At 40.3% G+C, this 16,987-nt stretch carries 13 protein-coding genes and 1 riboswitch; of the genes, 11 read left to right on the plus strand and 2 right to left on the minus strand.

Annotation, left to right across the window (positions count from 1 at the left end):
• Window positions 1–270 precede the first annotated feature (270 nt).
• On the plus strand, window positions 271–768 hold the full coding sequence (locus tag H4J65_RS18170; RefSeq protein WP_182136400.1) for a type II secretion system protein: 498 nt from the start codon (window positions 271–273) through the stop codon (window positions 766–768).
• A gap of 919 nt (window positions 769–1,687) precedes the next feature.
• Here the strand turns inward: H4J65_RS18170 and H4J65_RS02375 are convergent.
• Window positions 1,688–2,872, minus strand: a complete 1,185-nt coding sequence (locus tag H4J65_RS02375; RefSeq protein WP_182194977.1) for an acetyl-CoA C-acyltransferase — start codon at window positions 2,870–2,872, stop codon at window positions 1,688–1,690.
• 384 nt (window positions 2,873–3,256) lie between these two features.
• Between H4J65_RS02375 and H4J65_RS02380 the strand changes: the two genes are divergently transcribed.
• The 10 genes from H4J65_RS02380 to H4J65_RS02425 all read left to right on the plus strand — a co-directional run bounded on the left by H4J65_RS02380 (window position 3,257) and on the right by H4J65_RS02425 (window position 14,702).
• Window positions 3,257–3,649, plus strand: a complete 393-nt coding sequence (locus H4J65_RS02380; RefSeq protein WP_182136398.1) for a MerR family DNA-binding transcriptional regulator — start codon at window positions 3,257–3,259, stop codon at window positions 3,647–3,649.
• Between the two features lie 118 nt (window positions 3,650–3,767).
• Window positions 3,768–4,937 carry an isovaleryl-CoA dehydrogenase gene (locus H4J65_RS02385; RefSeq protein WP_182194980.1) on the plus strand — a complete coding sequence of 390 codons (1,170 nt, stop codon included), beginning with the start codon at window positions 3,768–3,770 and terminating at the stop codon, window positions 4,935–4,937.
• Between the two features lie 271 nt (window positions 4,938–5,208).
• The gene (locus H4J65_RS02390) at window positions 5,209–6,816 is read left to right on the plus strand and encodes a carboxyl transferase domain-containing protein (protein ID WP_182136396.1); all 1,608 of its coding nucleotides are present in this window, start codon (window positions 5,209–5,211) and stop codon (window positions 6,814–6,816) included.
• Window positions 6,817–6,829: 13 nt separating this feature from the next.
• A complete protein-coding gene (locus tag H4J65_RS02395; protein ID WP_182194983.1) occupies window positions 6,830–7,675 on the plus strand; it encodes an enoyl-CoA hydratase/isomerase family protein in 846 nt (281 codons plus the stop codon).
• A 5-nt stretch (window positions 7,676–7,680) separates the two neighbouring features.
• Window positions 7,681–9,693, plus strand: coding sequence for an acetyl/propionyl/methylcrotonyl-CoA carboxylase subunit alpha (locus tag H4J65_RS02400; RefSeq protein WP_182194985.1), 2,013 nt, complete (start codon window positions 7,681–7,683; stop codon window positions 9,691–9,693).
• Complete coding sequence (locus H4J65_RS02405; protein WP_182194990.1) at window positions 9,693–10,610, plus strand: hydroxymethylglutaryl-CoA lyase; 918 nt, start codon at window positions 9,693–9,695, stop codon at window positions 10,608–10,610. The genes H4J65_RS02400 and H4J65_RS02405 overlap by 1 nt, the downstream gene beginning before the upstream one ends.
• Window positions 10,611–10,721: 111 nt before the next feature.
• A complete protein-coding gene (locus H4J65_RS02410; protein WP_182194993.1) occupies window positions 10,722–11,429 on the plus strand; it encodes a CoA transferase subunit A in 708 nt (235 codons plus the stop codon).
• 23 nt (window positions 11,430–11,452) lie between these two features.
• Window positions 11,453–12,109, plus strand: a complete 657-nt coding sequence (locus tag H4J65_RS02415) for a 3-oxoacid CoA-transferase subunit B (RefSeq protein ID WP_182136391.1) — start codon at window positions 11,453–11,455, stop codon at window positions 12,107–12,109.
• Between the two features lie 656 nt (window positions 12,110–12,765).
• Window positions 12,766–12,858, plus strand: a riboswitch (cyclic di-GMP riboswitch).
• Window positions 12,859–12,965: 107 nt separating this feature from the next.
• On the plus strand, window positions 12,966–13,283 hold the full coding sequence (locus H4J65_RS02420) for a DUF3718 domain-containing protein (RefSeq protein ID WP_259367477.1): 318 nt from the start codon (window positions 12,966–12,968) through the stop codon (window positions 13,281–13,283).
• A 267-nt stretch (window positions 13,284–13,550) separates the two neighbouring features.
• Window positions 13,551–14,702: a patatin-like phospholipase family protein gene (locus H4J65_RS02425; protein ID WP_182136390.1), complete on the plus strand. Its 1,152-nt coding sequence runs from the start codon at window positions 13,551–13,553 to the stop codon at window positions 14,700–14,702.
• A gap of 66 nt (window positions 14,703–14,768) precedes the next feature.
• Here H4J65_RS02425 and H4J65_RS02430 read toward each other — a convergent pair whose 3' ends face one another.
• Window positions 14,769–16,736 (minus strand): cation:proton antiporter, encoded by a 1,968-nt coding sequence (locus H4J65_RS02430; protein WP_310649905.1) that lies wholly within the window; start codon window positions 16,734–16,736, stop codon window positions 14,769–14,771.
• Window positions 16,737–16,987: the final 251 nt, after the last annotated feature.

Below are 16,987 nucleotides of genomic sequence, written 5' to 3' on the forward strand. Positions count from 1 at the left end.
GCTCAAAATTGGGATAGACATAATAGTTTTAAATCTAACAGGTATTGGCTAATTCACTTGTCGTATGTAACTTTAAGTATTGCTGTTTTATCTACGATTATATATCTATTGCTAAATATAATCCTTATATAACAATCTATTAAATTATGAAACATACTGTTTGCTGTTTTCGGCCCTCAACATTTTAGCAAACTATTTTTTGCCTCTTAGTCAGGCGTTAACTTTTCTCATTTTCGAGATAAACATTAATATTTTAAAGGGATTTTAAGTTTGTATAAGCAAAAAGGCTTTACGTTAATTGAGTTGGTAGTCGTTATCGTTATTTTGGGTATATTGGCCGCTACAGCAGTGCCTAAGTTTATTGATTTAACTGAGGATGCCGATGAAGCTGTATTTTTAGGTATTTCAGCTGCTTTTAAAAGTGGTGTAAACCAAGTACATATTGCTTGGTTAATACGAGGAAAAAATCAGGCTGTACAAGATTTTATAGCCATTTCAGATCCCCTCGCAGGAGGAGATTTAAGTGTAAATAGTTATGGTTACCCTGCTGATACAAGAGGTGTTAGTTTAACATTAAACAGTGAAAATGATTGTTTGGATGTATGGCGAGCAGTTCTAGATTCACCAGATGCTCTAGTGTTAGGTAACGACTCTAGTGACTTTGAAGCAACACATGATAATGGAAGTTGTACTTATACTTATAACAAGCAAGACACTCTTACCGTTAACTATGATTCTAACAGTGGTGAAGTAACGATAATAAATTAAAGCAGGTTAAAAGCTATTCAAGTATGACAATGTACATGGAGGTACGGTGAATAAATTTAATTGTCCATATTGTAATGAGAAATCGGTTAGTTTTTTTAGAAAGTTAGCCCTAAGCCCTATAGTTAGTCATAACTGTACTAATTGTAATGAGCCTATCTGTGTGCCTTTTAAATCCCTATTATTAATACTGCCATCATTACTAATAATTCTAATTCTCCCTACTTTTATCGACCATTACACTGTTGTTATAGGTTTATTTATATTCGACTTGATTTTAACTTCATATTTTTACAACAAATATGTGCCCTTAATAAAAGCAAAATAGATAACTACTTAAAACGGAAAAATATAGTTGACTGGACTTCCAGTATTTCGCTTTGCTATTTTAGCTCTCTAATGGGATGCTAGTTACAATGATATAAAAGGAATTAGTGTGAACAAAATATATAGGTTTATAATTCTTGCCGTACTAATAACGGCTGCGCTTAGCTCTTATAGTTATGGCAGCTCAACAGGTATATTTTTATTTATCATGCTCGGTTTTGTGTTCGAGGGCTTGTTTTGGTTTGGTCTCCTTGGCAAAAAAAAATCACGTAATGTAATTAGCACTAACAACTAACAACAGCTTCAAACGTAAAATGAACTTAAGAGGTTAAAAATATCATTAACTTTTTAACTTATTCAATGTTTGCTGTAAGCCAGCCGAGCCATCAGCGCAAACTGTTTGTGTAAAATCTAGCAGTTCAGACGATTAGATATCTTTTATTTAAATTATAAATCAAACGCTACCAAATTAAATATCAGTTAAGTAAGTGTTTTTTTTTATTTGAAATGCTTTGACTATATTGCAGCTAATAGCCTTTAGTACCCTAAGATCAAAAAAACCCACAAATAAGTGGGTTTTCAATTTAAGTAATGGTTACATCATTTCAATAGCAATCGCAGTTGCTTCGCCGCCGCCGATACATAACGAAGCAATACCCTTGCTTAAGCCTCTGTTTTTCAAGGCATGGATTAACGTCACCATAATACGTGCGCCACTAGCGCCTAACGGGTGACCTAATGCACAAGCGCCACCGTTAACATTAACTTTTTCAACATCTAAGTCTAAGGCTTTAATACCTAGCATAGTCACCATAGCAAAGGCTTCGTTAATTTCAAACAAGTCAACATCTGCTGCTGTCCAGTGAGCTTTAGCTAGAACTTTTTGCATCGCACCTACTGGCGCAACGGTAAATTCTGCTGGCTTTTGTGCGTTCGTCGCGTGAGCAACTATCTTACATAAAGGCGTTAAGCCACGTTTTTGTGCTTCTGATAACTTCATCATCACTAATGCCGCCGCGCCATCAGAAATAGAGCTTGAGTTAGCAGCAGTAATGGTACCGTCTTTTTTAAAGGCGGGACGTAAGCTAGGAATTTTATCTGGACGAGCATTACCTGGTTGTTCATCAATATCAAATACTGAATCACCGCGGCGCGATTTAATCGTCACTGGCGATATTTCATTAACAAATGCACCATCAGCAATTGCAGCATTAGCACGTGCTAATGAACGAATAGCATAGGCGTCCATATCTTCACGGGTAAAGGCAGATTCATCAGCCGTAGCTTGTGCGAAACAACCCATGGCAATACCGTCGTAGGCATTTTCTAAACCGTCGGTCATCATGTGATCAAGTACTAGGCCTTGACCCATTTTAATCCCAGCTCTGCCTTTAGGTAATAAATGTGGTGCGTTTGTCATGCTTTCCATGCCACCAGCAACGGCAACATCAATAGAACCAGCCAATAGAGCGTCATGTGCTTGCATAGCCGCTTTCATACCTGAGCCACAAACTTTATTGATAGTGGTACAGGCGGTTGATAAAGCTAAATCAGCTTCTAAAGCAGCTTGTCTTGCGGGTGCTTGTTTTAAGCCCGCAGGTAATACACAACCCATGATCACTTCATCAACTTGATCATTAGATAGATTAGCGGCCGCCATAGCACCACGAATGGCAGTTGCACCTAAAGTGGTCGCACTAACGGCTGATAAACCGCCCATAAAACCACCCATAGGGGTACGTTTTGCAGCAACGATAACGATTGGATCTTGAGTAGACATAGGGTTCTCCGATAAAGTGTTGTTTAATATTCGTTCGACATTTGTTGGTTAGATAGTTTTTCAATAATCGATAAGAATTACAAATTAGGTTAACGTAAATTTAGTTTTACACAAACGTACTCTTTATACTTTTTAATATAATAACGCTAGTATTTACAAAGTTTGTCATCGTTATTTAAAGCAAAATCATGTGCTCAATTATGCTTTAAATAACACCATTGACTTAAACCGCGGACTTAAACCGCACACGGCTATTATCTCTTATGTAAAAGCACTTCAGTTAGCTAACTTTACACTCGCACTTTACGTTAACGTAAACTTATTGTAAAGTATCCCATAAATAAAAAGCGCGTTAACTTAGAGCAACAAGAATGAGTAACCATAATGAGCGATAAGAACCCAATCACCTTCTCTATCGGCGAGTTAGCAAGAGAGTTTGATATTACCACCCGCAGTATTCGTTTTTACGAAGACCAAGGCCTGATACTACCAAATCGCAAAGGACAAACAAGAATATATAACCAGAGAGATAGAGTTAGACTAAGGTTAATTCTACGTGGTAAACGCTTAGGTTTTTCATTAGCAGAAACGGGTCGCTTGTTTGAGCTTTACGATGCTGACACTTCAAGTGCAACGCAATTAATACAAATCATGGAATTAATTTCCAACAAAAAGAATGACTTAAACCAGCAATTAGAAGATATTAAAGCGGTGTTGATTGAATTAACTGGTTTAGAAAAAAATTGCCAAAATACCTTGGCGCTTATCGAAAAATAACCGTTAGTCAGTCAATAAGCAGCAATAGATAAAAGCGCTAAGTCGCGTAACAAATAAAGTAAAAGTTAACGTGATAATAAAAGCGTTAACACGACAAACCATTATTAAGGGTACTACTATGATTTCTACTTTCTCATCAATGAATTTTAACCTAGGTGAAACTGTTGACATGATCCGCACCACGGTGAACGCTTTTTCTCGTGATGAAATTGCCCCTCGTGCGGCACAGATCGATAAAGATAACGAATTCCCCATGGACTTATGGCGCAAATTTGGCGACCTAGGTTTGTTAGGCATGACAGTAGATGAGCAATACGGTGGTTCTGGTTTAGGTTACTTAGCACACATGGTGGCTATGCAAGAAATCTCTCGTGCTTCTGCCTCTGTAGGCCTAAGTTATGGCGCCATGTCTAACCTTTGTTTAAACCAATTAAACAAAAATGGTAGCCATGAACAAAAAGAAAAATATTTACCTAAACTTTGTTCAGGTGAACATATTGGTGCTTTAGCCATGTCAGAGCCAAACGCTGGTTCTGATGTAGTCAGTATGAAACTTACCGCCAAAAAACAAGGCGATAAATACATTCTTAATGGCAACAAAATGTGGATTACTAATGGTCCTGATGCCAATGTTTTTATTATCTATGCAAAAACTGATACCAGTGCCGGCTCTAAAGGTATTACTGCCTTTATCGTTGAACGTGACTATCCGGGTTTTTCACGTCATCAAAAACTAGATAAATTAGGTATGCGCGGCTCTAATACCTGTGAATTAGTCTTCCAAGATTGTGAAGTGCCGGCTGAAAACATTTTAGGCGGCGAAGGCAAAGGCGTTCGGGTATTAATGTCAGGCTTAGATTATGAACGCATCGTATTAACTGGCGGCCCGCTAGGTATTATGGATGCTTGTATGGACTTAGTTGTGCCTTACATTCATGACAGAAAGCAATTTGGTCAAGCCATTGGTGAATTTCAATTAATTCAAGGCAAAATTGCCGACATGTACACCCAAATGAATGCAGCTAAATCTTATGCTTATTTATGTGCAATGGCAGCCGATCGCGGTGAAACAACCCGTAAAGATGCCGCGGGTGTTATTTTATATTCTGCCGAACTGGCCACAAAAATGGCTTTAGACGCCATTCAATTACTTGGCGGTAACGGTTACATTAATGAATTCCCTGCTGGGCGTTTGTTGCGTGATGCTAAGTTATATGAAATTGGCGCTGGCACCTCAGAAATTCGCCGTATGCTAATTGGCCGCGAACTGTTTAACGAATCAGTTTAACGCTGATTTTGGCTTTTTCGTTGCTAATGACGCGATTTCTACCTAAAAACACCCAGATAGGCAACTATGCTAGGTGTTTTTTATTGAACTCGCGCTATTGGCTTCGAGCTTAGCCAAATGCTCAAAAAAAAGCACAAGCTATAAAATACTTCAGTGACTATTGCTATTGAATACTCATCACTCATTAAGCACAGATGTAATATTAATGAATCGAAAACAATATCAATATGCGCTGACCAAGCAAGAGTTCAACAAAACATAAGGTTATACCGTGGCTAAGATAATATCAAAAATTAATCCCCGCAGCCCTGACTTCATCGAAAATGCTGCCCATATGCAACTACAAGTCGATGATTTAAAAGTTAAGTTAGAAGAAATAAAACTCGGTGGTGGTGAACGTAGTCGAGAACGTCATTTGTCACGTGGTAAATTATTACCTAGAGATCGAGTTTATGCCTTACTCGACCCCGGCTCTGCATTTCTTGAATTATCACAATTAGCCGCCTTTAAAGTTTATGACGATAACGTTCCCGCTGCAGGTATCATCACAGGTATTGGCCGTGTTGGTGGTCAAGAATGCCTTATTATTGCCAATGACGCGACCGTAAAGGGAGGTACTTATTTCCCGTTAACGGTGAAAAAGCATTTACGTGCCCAAGCTATCGCGCAAGAAAACAATTTACCTTGTATCTATTTAGTCGATTCAGGTGGTGCAAACTTACCGAATCAAGATGACGTTTTCCCCGATAAAGAACATTTTGGCCGTATTTTCTTTAACCAAGCCAATATGTCAGCGCAAAGCATTCCACAAATTGCGGTAGTGATGGGTTCATGTACCGCTGGTGGTGCTTATGTTCCAGCTATGGCTGACGAATCTATTATCGTAAAAGAACAAGGCACTATCTTCCTTGCAGGCCCGCCCTTAGTTAAAGCAGCTACGGGTGAAGTAGTCAGTGCTGAAGATTTAGGTGGCGCTGATGTGCATTGTCGTACCTCAGGTGTTGCCGATCACTATGCGCAAAATGATCACCATGCTTTAGAAATTGCTCGCAGCGCTATTGGTAATTTAAATCGGGTGAAACCCGTACAAATGGCCATTAAAGAAGTTGTTGAACCCGCTTATGCCACAGAAGAAGTTTATGGCATTGTACCCAAAGACTCTCGTCAGCCTTATGATGTGCGTGAAATTATCGCCCGTGTGGTTGACGGCAGTGAATTTGATGAATTTAAAGCGCTTTATGGCACCACCTTAGTTTGTGGCTTTGCCCGTATTTATGGTTACCAAGTCGGCATTATTGCCAATAACGGCATTTTGTTTGGCGAATCGGCACAAAAAGGCGCGCACTTTATAGAGCTGTGTGCCCAACGAAAAATACCCTTAGTATTTTTACAAAACATTACTGGTTTCATGGTCGGTCAGCAATATGAAGCTGGCGGTATCGCAAAACATGGCGCAAAAATGGTCACCGCAGTTGCAACCGCACAAGTGCCTAAATTTACCATTTTAATTGGTGGTAGTTTCGGTGCAGGTAACTATGGCATGTGTGGCCGTGCTTACGACCCACGCTTTCTCTTTATGTGGCCAAACTCGCGTATTTCAGTGATGGGTGGCGAACAAGCGGCTGGCGTATTAGCCCAAGTTAAACGTGATCAAAAAGACCTTCGTGGTGAACAATGGAGCGCAGAAGAAGAAGCAAACTTCAAACAACCCATCATCGATAATTACGAACATCAAGGTCATCCATATTATGCCTCAGCACGTTTATGGGACGATGGCGTGATTGACCCTGCCGATACCCGTCAAGTGCTTGGTTTAGCTATTTCAGCGTCACTTAATAAACCTATAAAAGAGACCAAGTTTGGTCTGTTTAGAATGTAGGGGTGAATTGATCATGCTTTCATATAACCAAATAAAAAGTCCTAGTGAACAGGTATTGTTCGATGTTGACAACCGCGGCGTAGCAACGGTTACCTTAAATAATCCTGAAAAGCATAATGCCTTTGATGACAGTATTATTTTTGCACTAAATCACCTATTTCAGGCCATAGCACAATGCCATGACATTAATGTCATGGTGTTAGCGTCAACCGGAAAAAACTTTTCTGCCGGCGCTGATTTAGCTTGGATGCAGCGCATGGCATCTTACTCTTATGAAGAGAATTTATCGGACGCTAACGCCCTCGCCCAAATGTTGAAAAACCTTAATTTCTTGCCACAGCCTACCATTGCTAAAGTGCAAGGTGCTGCCTTTGGCGGCGCTGTTGGGCTAGCAAGCTGTTGCGATATTGTCCTTGCCAGCGACAAAGCGAGCTTTTGTTTAAGTGAAGTAAAGTTAGGCTTAATTCCTGCCACCATTAGCCCTTATGTGGTTAACGCAATCGGCCAGAAAGCCAGCAGACGTTATTTTCAAACTGCTGAGCGATTTTTTGCTGACAAAGCACAGCAACTTGGTTTAGTCGATGAAATATACCCGTTAACCGTATTAGATAGCGCAGTTACTGAAATGGTAAACACACTATTAGCCAATGGGCCATTGGCCGTGCGACAAGCGAAGCAGCTAGCCTTTGATGTAGCTTACCAAGATATTGACGAAGCACTGATTAAAAACACCTGTGAACGTATTGCAGCCATTCGTGTTTCCGCAGAAGGTCAAGAAGGCCTAACGGCATTTTTTGAAAAGCGCCAACCTGCTTGGCAAGCCGAGTCAAAAACATCAACAAATAAAGGCGAAGGATAAAATTTATGTTTACTAAAATACTAATTGCCAACCGTGGTGAAATCGCCTGTCGTGTTATTAAAACCGCACGCAAAATGGGCATATTAACAGTCGCGGTTTATTCTGATGCTGATGCTGACTCATTACACGTCAATATGGCCGATGAAGCGATCCATATTGGTGGCTCACCTTCACGCGAAAGTTACTTATTATCAGAGAAAGTAATTGAAGCCGCGAAACGTACCGGCGCGCAAGCCATTCATCCAGGTTACGGCTTTCTTTCTGAAAATGCTGAGTTTTGTCGCATGTGTAGCAAAGAAGGTATTACTTTTATTGGCCCACCGGTTGCTGCTATTGAAGCTATGGGGTCAAAGTCTGCCGCTAAAAATATTATGGAAAAGGCCCAAGTGCCTTTAGTGCCAGGTTATCATGGTGATGACCAATCGGAGGCCGTGATCAAAAAAGCCGCTGATGATATGGGCTATCCGGTATTACTCAAAGCTACCGCTGGCGGCGGTGGTAAAGGTATGCGCCAAGTTTGGCATGAAAATGAGTTTGCTGAAGGATTTGCCGCCGCTAAACGCGAAGCAAAATCATCTTTTGGTGATGATAGAATGTTAGTTGAAAAGTACTTAACTCAACCTCGCCATGTTGAAATTCAAGTGTTCTGTGATAATCACCAAAACGCAGTTTATCTTTTTGAGCGCGACTGTTCAGTGCAGCGTCGTCATCAAAAAGTAATTGAAGAAGCGCCAGCCTTTAGTATGAGCGAAGAGCTACGCACCCAAATGGGTGAGTCGGCTATAAAATCAGCACAAGCTATTGGTTATCAAGGTGCCGGTACGGTTGAATTTTTACTTGATGTTGATGGTTCATTTTACTTTATGGAAATGAATACTCGCTTACAAGTAGAGCACCCAGTGACTGAACTAATTACTGGTCAAGATCTGGTAGAATGGCAATTACGTGTTGCGGCAGGTGAAGTATTACCTAAAGCTCAACACGAACTGAAAATTAACGGCCATGCTTTTGAAGCCCGAATTTACGCTGAAGATCCCAACAATGACTTTTTACCTGCCACTGGCAAGTTAGACTTTTTACAACCGCCCGTTGAAAGTGAATTTGTTCGTGTTGATACCGGTGTACGCCAAGGGGATGAAGTGAGCGTGTTTTACGATCCTATGATTGCAAAATTAATTGTTTGGGATGAAAGCCGTGAAAAAGCCTTACAGCGTCTAGCGAAAGCCTTGTCGGAGTATCGTATAAGTGGTGTGACAACCAATATCGATTTTCTTTATAACTTAGCCACTTGTGCGCCATTTGTTAATGCGGATATCGACACCAGTTTTATTGAAAAAAACCAAGCCATAATATTTCATGACAACGAGCAATCCCTTGCTGGCGAATTGCCGATGGCGGCGCTTTATTTAGTGTTGTCACAAGCACAGCAAGCACAAGCAAAGGCCGCAAAAACCAACGACCCATTCTCACCTTGGAATATGACGAATGCTTGGCGTTTAAATGAAGCGAATATTCATCACATGGTATTGGCTCATAATGGCACAGAATACCCGATTATAGTCGAGCAAAAGCGTCAAGGTAGTGGTAGTTATTACTTAATTTCGGTTGATGGCCAAACCGTTGACTGTCAAGGTCGTATTGAAAACGAGACGTTATACGCCAGTATTGACGGCTACCGCAGTCATGCAACGATTGCAAAAAATGCTAACCAAATTAGCCTGTTCCATCAAAACGGTGTGTTTAATTTTATCCATATATTGCCAGACTGTGGCGATAATAGTGCTGATGATAACCATGGTGGTTTACTTGCGCCCATGAACGGCACCATGGTGTCAGTCTTAATAAAAGCCGGTGATAATGTGATTGCCAATCAACCCTTGATGATTATGGAGGCAATGAAGATGGAGCATACCATTCGCGCGCCAAGTAATGGTGTTGTAGATGCTCTATATTATAAAGATGGTGATATGGTTGACGGTGGTGCTGAATTAATCGCCTTTACCGCAGAGGAAGCATAATGACTGATATTGCTCAATTTTCATTACCGAACTCAGTAAAAATAGTTGAAGTGGGTCCACGTGATGGTCTACAAAATGAAAAGCTACAGATTAGCGCAGAAGATAAAATAGCGTTAATTGAAAAGTTAGCTGACGCCGGTGTCAGCTACATTGAAAGCGGCAGTTTTGTCTCGCCTAAATGGGTGCCACAAATGGCCACTTCTAGTGATGTTTTCAAAGGTATTAAGCGCAAAAGCGGTGTTACGTACGCCGCATTAACGCCAAATATGAAAGGCTTTGAAGCAGCAATGGCGGTGAATGCTAATGAAGTCGCTATTTTTGGCGCAGCATCAGAAGCCTTTAGTCAAAAAAATATTAATTGCTCGATTGATGAAAGTTTGCAACGTTTTGAATCCATTATGCAAGCTGCAAAAGCCGCCAACATTCGTGTGCGTGGCTATGTGTCTTGTGTCGTTGGCTGTCCTTACGATGGTGATATTGCAGCAGAAAAAGTAGCCGAAGTTGCAGAAAAGTTATATAAAATGGGCTGTTACGAAATATCACTTGGCGACACCATTGGTGTTGGTACGCCAGCCAGTGTCCAAAAAATGTTACAGGCTGTTAGTGCTAAAGTCCCCATTGATAAGTTGGCTGTGCACTTTCATGATACCTATGGACAGGCTTTGACCAACATTTACGCAGCGCTTGCTATGGGCGTAAAGGTAGTCGATAGTGCTATTGCAGGTCTTGGTGGTTGCCCATATGCTAAGGGTGCATCAGGCAATGTCGCCACTGAAGACGTGTTATATATGCTCAATGGCTTAGGTATAAAAACTAATATTGATTTTGACAAATTACTGGCTGCAGGATGGTTTATTAGCGACAAATTAGGCAAGGCGCCGTTATCAAAAGTCTCGATAGCCTATCGTGCAAAATAATCTAAAATATAGACTAAAAAGTTAACTAAAAAGTTACCTGGCGTTGATAGTGAGCATTACCTACATCAGCGAATAAAATATAAATTAAACATTAATATTGAGGAGTAAATAATGGCAGGATTTGACAAAGTAGTGTCAAGCTATGAAGAAGCAATGGCCGGTCTTGAAGACAATATGACCGTAATTGCTGGTGGTTTTGGTTTATGTGGTATTCCTGAAAATTTAATACGCGAAATTCAGCGTAAAGGCACTAAAGGCTTAACCCTGGTTTCAAATAACTGCGGTGTAGACGATTTTGGTCTCGGCATTTTACTGCCTGACCGTCAAATAAAAAAAATTATCGCCTCTTACGTAGGTGAAAATGCTGAGTTCGAACGTCAGATGATGAACGGTGAACTCGAAGTTGAATTAACACCACAAGGCACCTTAGCAGAAAAAATGCGTGCTGGCGGTGCTGGTATTCCGGCTTTCTTTACGGCGACAGGCTATGGCACACCAGTAGCCGAAGGCAAAGAGGAACGTGAATTTGACGGGCGGCATTACATTTTAGAACCGGCAATTAAAGGCGATTTCGCTATTGTAAAAGCGTGGAAAGCCGATCGTTATGGCAACTTAGTGTTTAGAAAAACCGCGCGTAACTTCAATCCTATGGCAGCAACCGCAGGCAAAATAACCGTAGTAGAAGTAGAAGAGATTGTGGAGCCAGGCGAACTAGACCCTGATCACATTCATACGCCGGGCATTTATGTTAATCGCTTAATCTTAGGTACATTCGAAAAACGCATTGAACAGCGCACTGTTCGTAGCGACTCAGAATAATCAGTGTTAGTAAGGAGTAATTTATGGCTTTAACAAGAGAACAACTAGCACAGCGGGTAGCACAAGAATTACAAGACGGTTACTACGTTAACTTAGGTATAGGTATTCCAACCTTAGTGGCAAACTATATTCCCGAAGGGATCGAAGTCATGCTGCAGTCTGAAAACGGCTTACTAGGCATGGGACAATTTCCCACCGAAGCAGAAATTGACGCCGATCTGATCAATGCGGGTAAACAAACAGTGACAATGGCAAAAGGCGCATCAATTTTTGATTCAGCAGAATCATTTGCCATGATCAGAGGCGGTCACGTTGATTTAACCGTTTTAGGCGCCTTTGAGGTTGATGTAAATGGTAATATTGCCTCTTACATGATCCCTGGTAAGTTAATTAAAGGTATGGGCGGTGCGATGGATTTAGTCGCCGGTGCAGACAATATTATTGTGACCATGACCCATGCCTCTAAGCATGGTGTGTCTAAGTTGTTAAGTAATTGTACGCTGCCGTTAACCGGTAAAGGCTGTATTAAAAGGGTATTAACTGATTTAGCTTTTATTGAAATAAAAAATGGTAAGTTTTACTTATTAGAGCGTGCACCTGGCGTGTCAGTCGCAGAAATAATATCATTAACTGAAGGTGAACTTGTTGTTGAAGGCGACGTGCCTGAGATGCAATTATAAAGTGATAACCTGCAGTTGATAATTAATAAAAACATATAAAATAAGGGGCTGCGGTCCCTTTTTGTATTCAGTTTGGCGTTATAATTCGCCGAAGTCCCATCATAGTCATCGCTTATATTGATCTATGAAAAATATTAATATTTAATTAGTTATTACGATTTAAGCTAAAAATGCATTTCACCTGTTGCATTAATTAACTGGTCTTCTCTATACGAAGATCAAAAAGCGAAATACAAGACATTTGTTTGATAACTAGTCGCTCTAATTATTAAGTAAGTAACGCAGTAGAGGGGTGTTTTAACTTGGTAAATAATCAGAAAATTAGTGAGATTGCTATTACCGCCATGCTTCTAACTTGCTCCCCTCTCCACAAAATTCACCAGGTTTAGTAACACAACTTCATACTGCCAAACCGCCCCTAAATATCAACCGTCAAGCAAGGTATTAGTTGCACAAAATAGCTACTGTGGATAACGTCTAGAACCTTTGAATTAACGCTCTACATTTCTATAAAAACATCTTCAAAATCAATAACGTTATAGGTAAAGCTTATAAAATCGCCATTTGTAAAATAATTAAGTCAACTAGGTGTTAAATACCAATAAGTTGTAACCCTTGGGTTGCAATTAACTACGACTTTAGTGATAATTACACTAACAAAGAAAAGGCAAAACACGCGAAAACGTGTTACGCAAAACCACCGGTCTAAGGATAGTACTATCTTTATCTATGACAGCGGAGTCACCGTGTTATTAGGTACATCCTGTGGTTTTTTCTTTTATTAACTCTATTTGTATTATAAAAGGTTATTAAAGTGAAAAAATTATTACTAGTTACTACCATTACTGCTTTAACAATGACGTCTATTGTATCACCGCCAAAAGCGCAAGCTGCTGACATTGCACTAAGTATATGTGAGTATGTTGCTGCAGACGACAAAAGACGTATGCGTTCATTCTTAAAGGCGAATAGATTAAGAATTCGTGATATTTTTTCAGATATTAAGTGTAATGGTCAAAACTTGTTAGAATTTGCTGCTACCAGGGGTTCAGTTGAGATAGGCTCTTTGATGATTGGAAAATTACCAAGAGACGTTGTTTCTGAAAATCTACCCCTTATTCAACATGGGTCGCAACCATTAATCGACGCTGCAAACGAACGTGTTGGTGGTTAGTGGTTTATTTTCCTGTAGACGTTTAACTCAAACTGATAACCATTGAATTAAGTACATGAGAAATTTTTTATTTCAATGACTACAAGTTCAATGGCTATCAGTTAAATGTTTTACTAGTCAATAATTCTTGTGTCATTAAAAGGCTAGCATTTGCTGGCCTTTTTTCTATTAACCTGCACTGGCAAACAAATATTATTCATTTCAACTAGCCACCCTATAGAAAACTGATTAAAATCACGCTCGACTTTAATAACATCGGTTTAATTAATGACGAATAAACGTAGCTACATCAACAGTAATAACGCTTTAGTATTAACCGGTGGAGGCGCACGTGCCGCCTATCAGGTCGGTGTTTTGTCTGCGATAGCTAAATTTATGCCACGCAATCATGGTGTGCCTTTTCCAATTATTTGTGGTACGTCAGCAGGTGCTATCAACTCAACCGCATTAGCTTGTTATGCCTCCTGTTTTCAATTGGCGGTCAAGAAGTTGGAGTGGGTCTGGAAAAATCTCGATCCTGAAAGAATTTATCATACCGATCCCCTACGTGTGTTTAGTCACTTAATCGGTGGGGTTTTAGGTAACTTTCAGGCAGATTATGCCAATAAAAGTGCCCGAAGCTTATTAAACAACGCGCCGCTTAGACAACTGCTTGAAACCGTAGTAGATTTTAGCCGAATAGATACCAATATTAGACGCGGTTATCTCTCCGCAGTATCGGTGACAGCATCAAGTTATTCCAGCGGTGACTCGATTAGTTTTTTTCAATCAGAAGCGTCTATTTCGCCTTGGTTTAGAGCAAAGCGACGGGGCGAGCCTACGCAATTAAACAGCCAACATTTAATGGCATCAGCGGCCATTCCGTTAGTTTTTCCGTCAGAAAGAATACAACGCCATCATTTAGGCGATGGTTCAGTTCACCAGTTGTCTCCGTTAAGTCCTGCCATCCACTTAGGAGCAGAAAAAATATTTATTGTTGGTGTCGAGCAACCAAAAGAGCCGCTTCATGCGGTTGAAAATAACCCACATCCACCAACAACAGCGGCAATCGCAAGTCACTTACTTGATTCTGTTTTTTCAGATACCCTGCAAAGTGATATTGAACGCATGGAGAGGGTTAACAACACCTTATCGCTAATTCCAGATGCAAAGAAAAAAAACATTTCCGGTTTAAAAAACATTGAATCCTATCTGCTTAACCCTAGTCATAACTTTAACAATATTGCGGTGAAATATTACGATAAACTGCCTTTGTCGATTCGACTATTATTACGCAGCATGGGGGTTAGCAATGACGCGGAATCTAGCTTAGTCAGCTACTTATTGTTTGAAAAAAACTATTGTAAGGAGTTAATAAACCTCGGCTTTAATGACGCACTTGAGCAAGAAACTAAAATTCGCCAATTTCTTGATATCTAAGCCATGTTAATTAAAAAGCCTTAAACAAGCTTTTTGCTTTAACAACTGATACTACCGTCAAATAAGCTAATGCCCTTCTTGGACAAAACGTTCAGCTCGCTCTACCCGTCTGGGTTTGCCACGCACAATTAAGGTATCTTGTGATTGTAATATCGTGTCAACGTCAGGCTCTTCGCTTTCAATGTTATTGCGACGTAATGCGACCACAATAACACGGCGATCACCTAGTTTTAATGAAGCAATTGAACGGCCATTAGCAAAAGAATCATCGGCTAATATAATCGCATGCGCAAATTCAATACGGTCAATACTATCAGGGCTCATATCAGTATGTTCGCCTTGAAAGAAGCCATGTAAATGATTGTAGTGGTTCTTACGCTCTTTTTGCACACGGCGAACAATGCGAGAAAAAGGCACGCCTGATAATGACAAAACTTGAGACACTAGCATTAAACTGCCTTCTAGGCTCTCTGGAACCACTTCATTTGCACCCGCCGCATGTAATTCGTCTAACTGATCGTCGTTGCGGGTACGCACTAAAATAGGCACGTTAGGGGATAAAGAACGTACTTTTTGAATAACATCAAGTGATTGTTTATCTTCACCAAAAGCGATAACAACCAGCTTAGCTTTTGATAACTGTGCAGCATGCAACAATTCAGCCTGCCTAGAAGAGCCAAAAAGCACGTTTTCGCCCGCCTCTCTTGCTTTGCTTGTCCGTAAGGGGTCAATATCAATAGCGACAAAGTCGATCGACTCTTGTTTTAAGAAGCGGCTAACGGTTTGTCCAATACGGCCAAAGCCGCAAATAATAACATGATCACTGAGTGTGGTACTTTGAGGTAATTCTTCTAACACTTGGCTGTCCAGTGGCTTTTCACGGCTCAACCAAAGTGCCCAGCCGCGCGCATGACTGATCATATAAGGCGTTATTGCCATACTTAGCACACCCGTACCCAGTAAGATAGATGCTGTGGTTTCAGGTAACACTTCAACTTGGCTAGCTAAAGCAATTAAAACAAAACCAAACTCACCCATTTGCGCCAACATAATACCGGCAGCCCAAGCATCTTTAGAAGACTCTCCAGCCCGTTTTGCTAGTAAAACAATCACCAACACTTTAATCGCCATAAAGCAGACTAACAGCGAAATAATGATCAAAGGAGAGGAAAAAACAACATTGATATTTAGCTTCATGCCAACCGTGACAAAAAACAAACCCAGTAAAATATCACGATAGGGTCTAATGTCAGCTTCAAGCTGATGTTTATATTGGCTCTCTCCTAACATCATACCCGCTAAAAAGGCTCCTAACGCCATCGAAAGGCCGAACCACTGCGTTAATGCTGATGCGACTAAGGTCACCAGTAATGTGGTTAAAACGAATAATTCATCAGTTCTAACTTGAGCAACTAAATTGAATAATCTAGGTAATAACCATTTACCAGCGAATAATAAGAGTGAAACAACAAATACTCCTTTAACTAGTGCAAATAATAACGCCATAATAAAAGAAGAATCGCCGCCTTGGGCTAATAAAGGGATAATAATTAACAAGGGCACTACCGCAACATCTTGAAACAGCAGCACTGCCACAGATAATTGCCCTGACTTTTTCTTCATGCCACCGCTTTCACTTAACTGGCGAATAACAATAGCAGTAGAAGAAAGTGCTAATATACCGCCTATGGTTATTGCTGCATCAATGCTTTGCCCTAGAAACATCGCCACCAACATAAATAACACCAGTGAAATAATCACTTGTAAGCTACCCACAGTAACCACCAGATGCCGCATAGAAACTAATTTAGGTAATGAAAATTCAAGCCCAAGGGTGAACAGTAGAAATACAATACCGAGTTCAGCAAAATGTTCATAATTAACATGTTCTTGAGCGATAGCTAAGCCATGGTCACCCACCAACACACCTGCCACTAAATACGCCAAAATCGCCGGCAATTGCAAGCGTCGAAAAAGCCAAACAATTAAAACGGCACTGGACAATATAGCGAGTAATTCAAAGTGACCTGTCACATGTATTCCTTCGAAGGTGATGAAACTGAAAGTTGCAGAATTGTACTGGTTGAAATTATAATTAATACCCATGGCATTATTGGTATATTCACCGGCACATTCAAATGAGGCTGCTATAAAACGCAAAATAGAACAAATTGAAAGCGTTTACATCGTATTTGCCTGCTAAGTGTAGCCTTGTGCAGGCTGTTTTGTCTAAAGTATTTTATTATTTTTTTATAAAAAAACGCTTAAAAACGGTTACTTAACTT

Origin of the sequence: Colwellia sp. MB02u-9 (assembly GCF_014077085.1) — a bacterium.
Lineage (GTDB): Bacteria > Pseudomonadota > Gammaproteobacteria > Enterobacterales > Alteromonadaceae > Cognaticolwellia.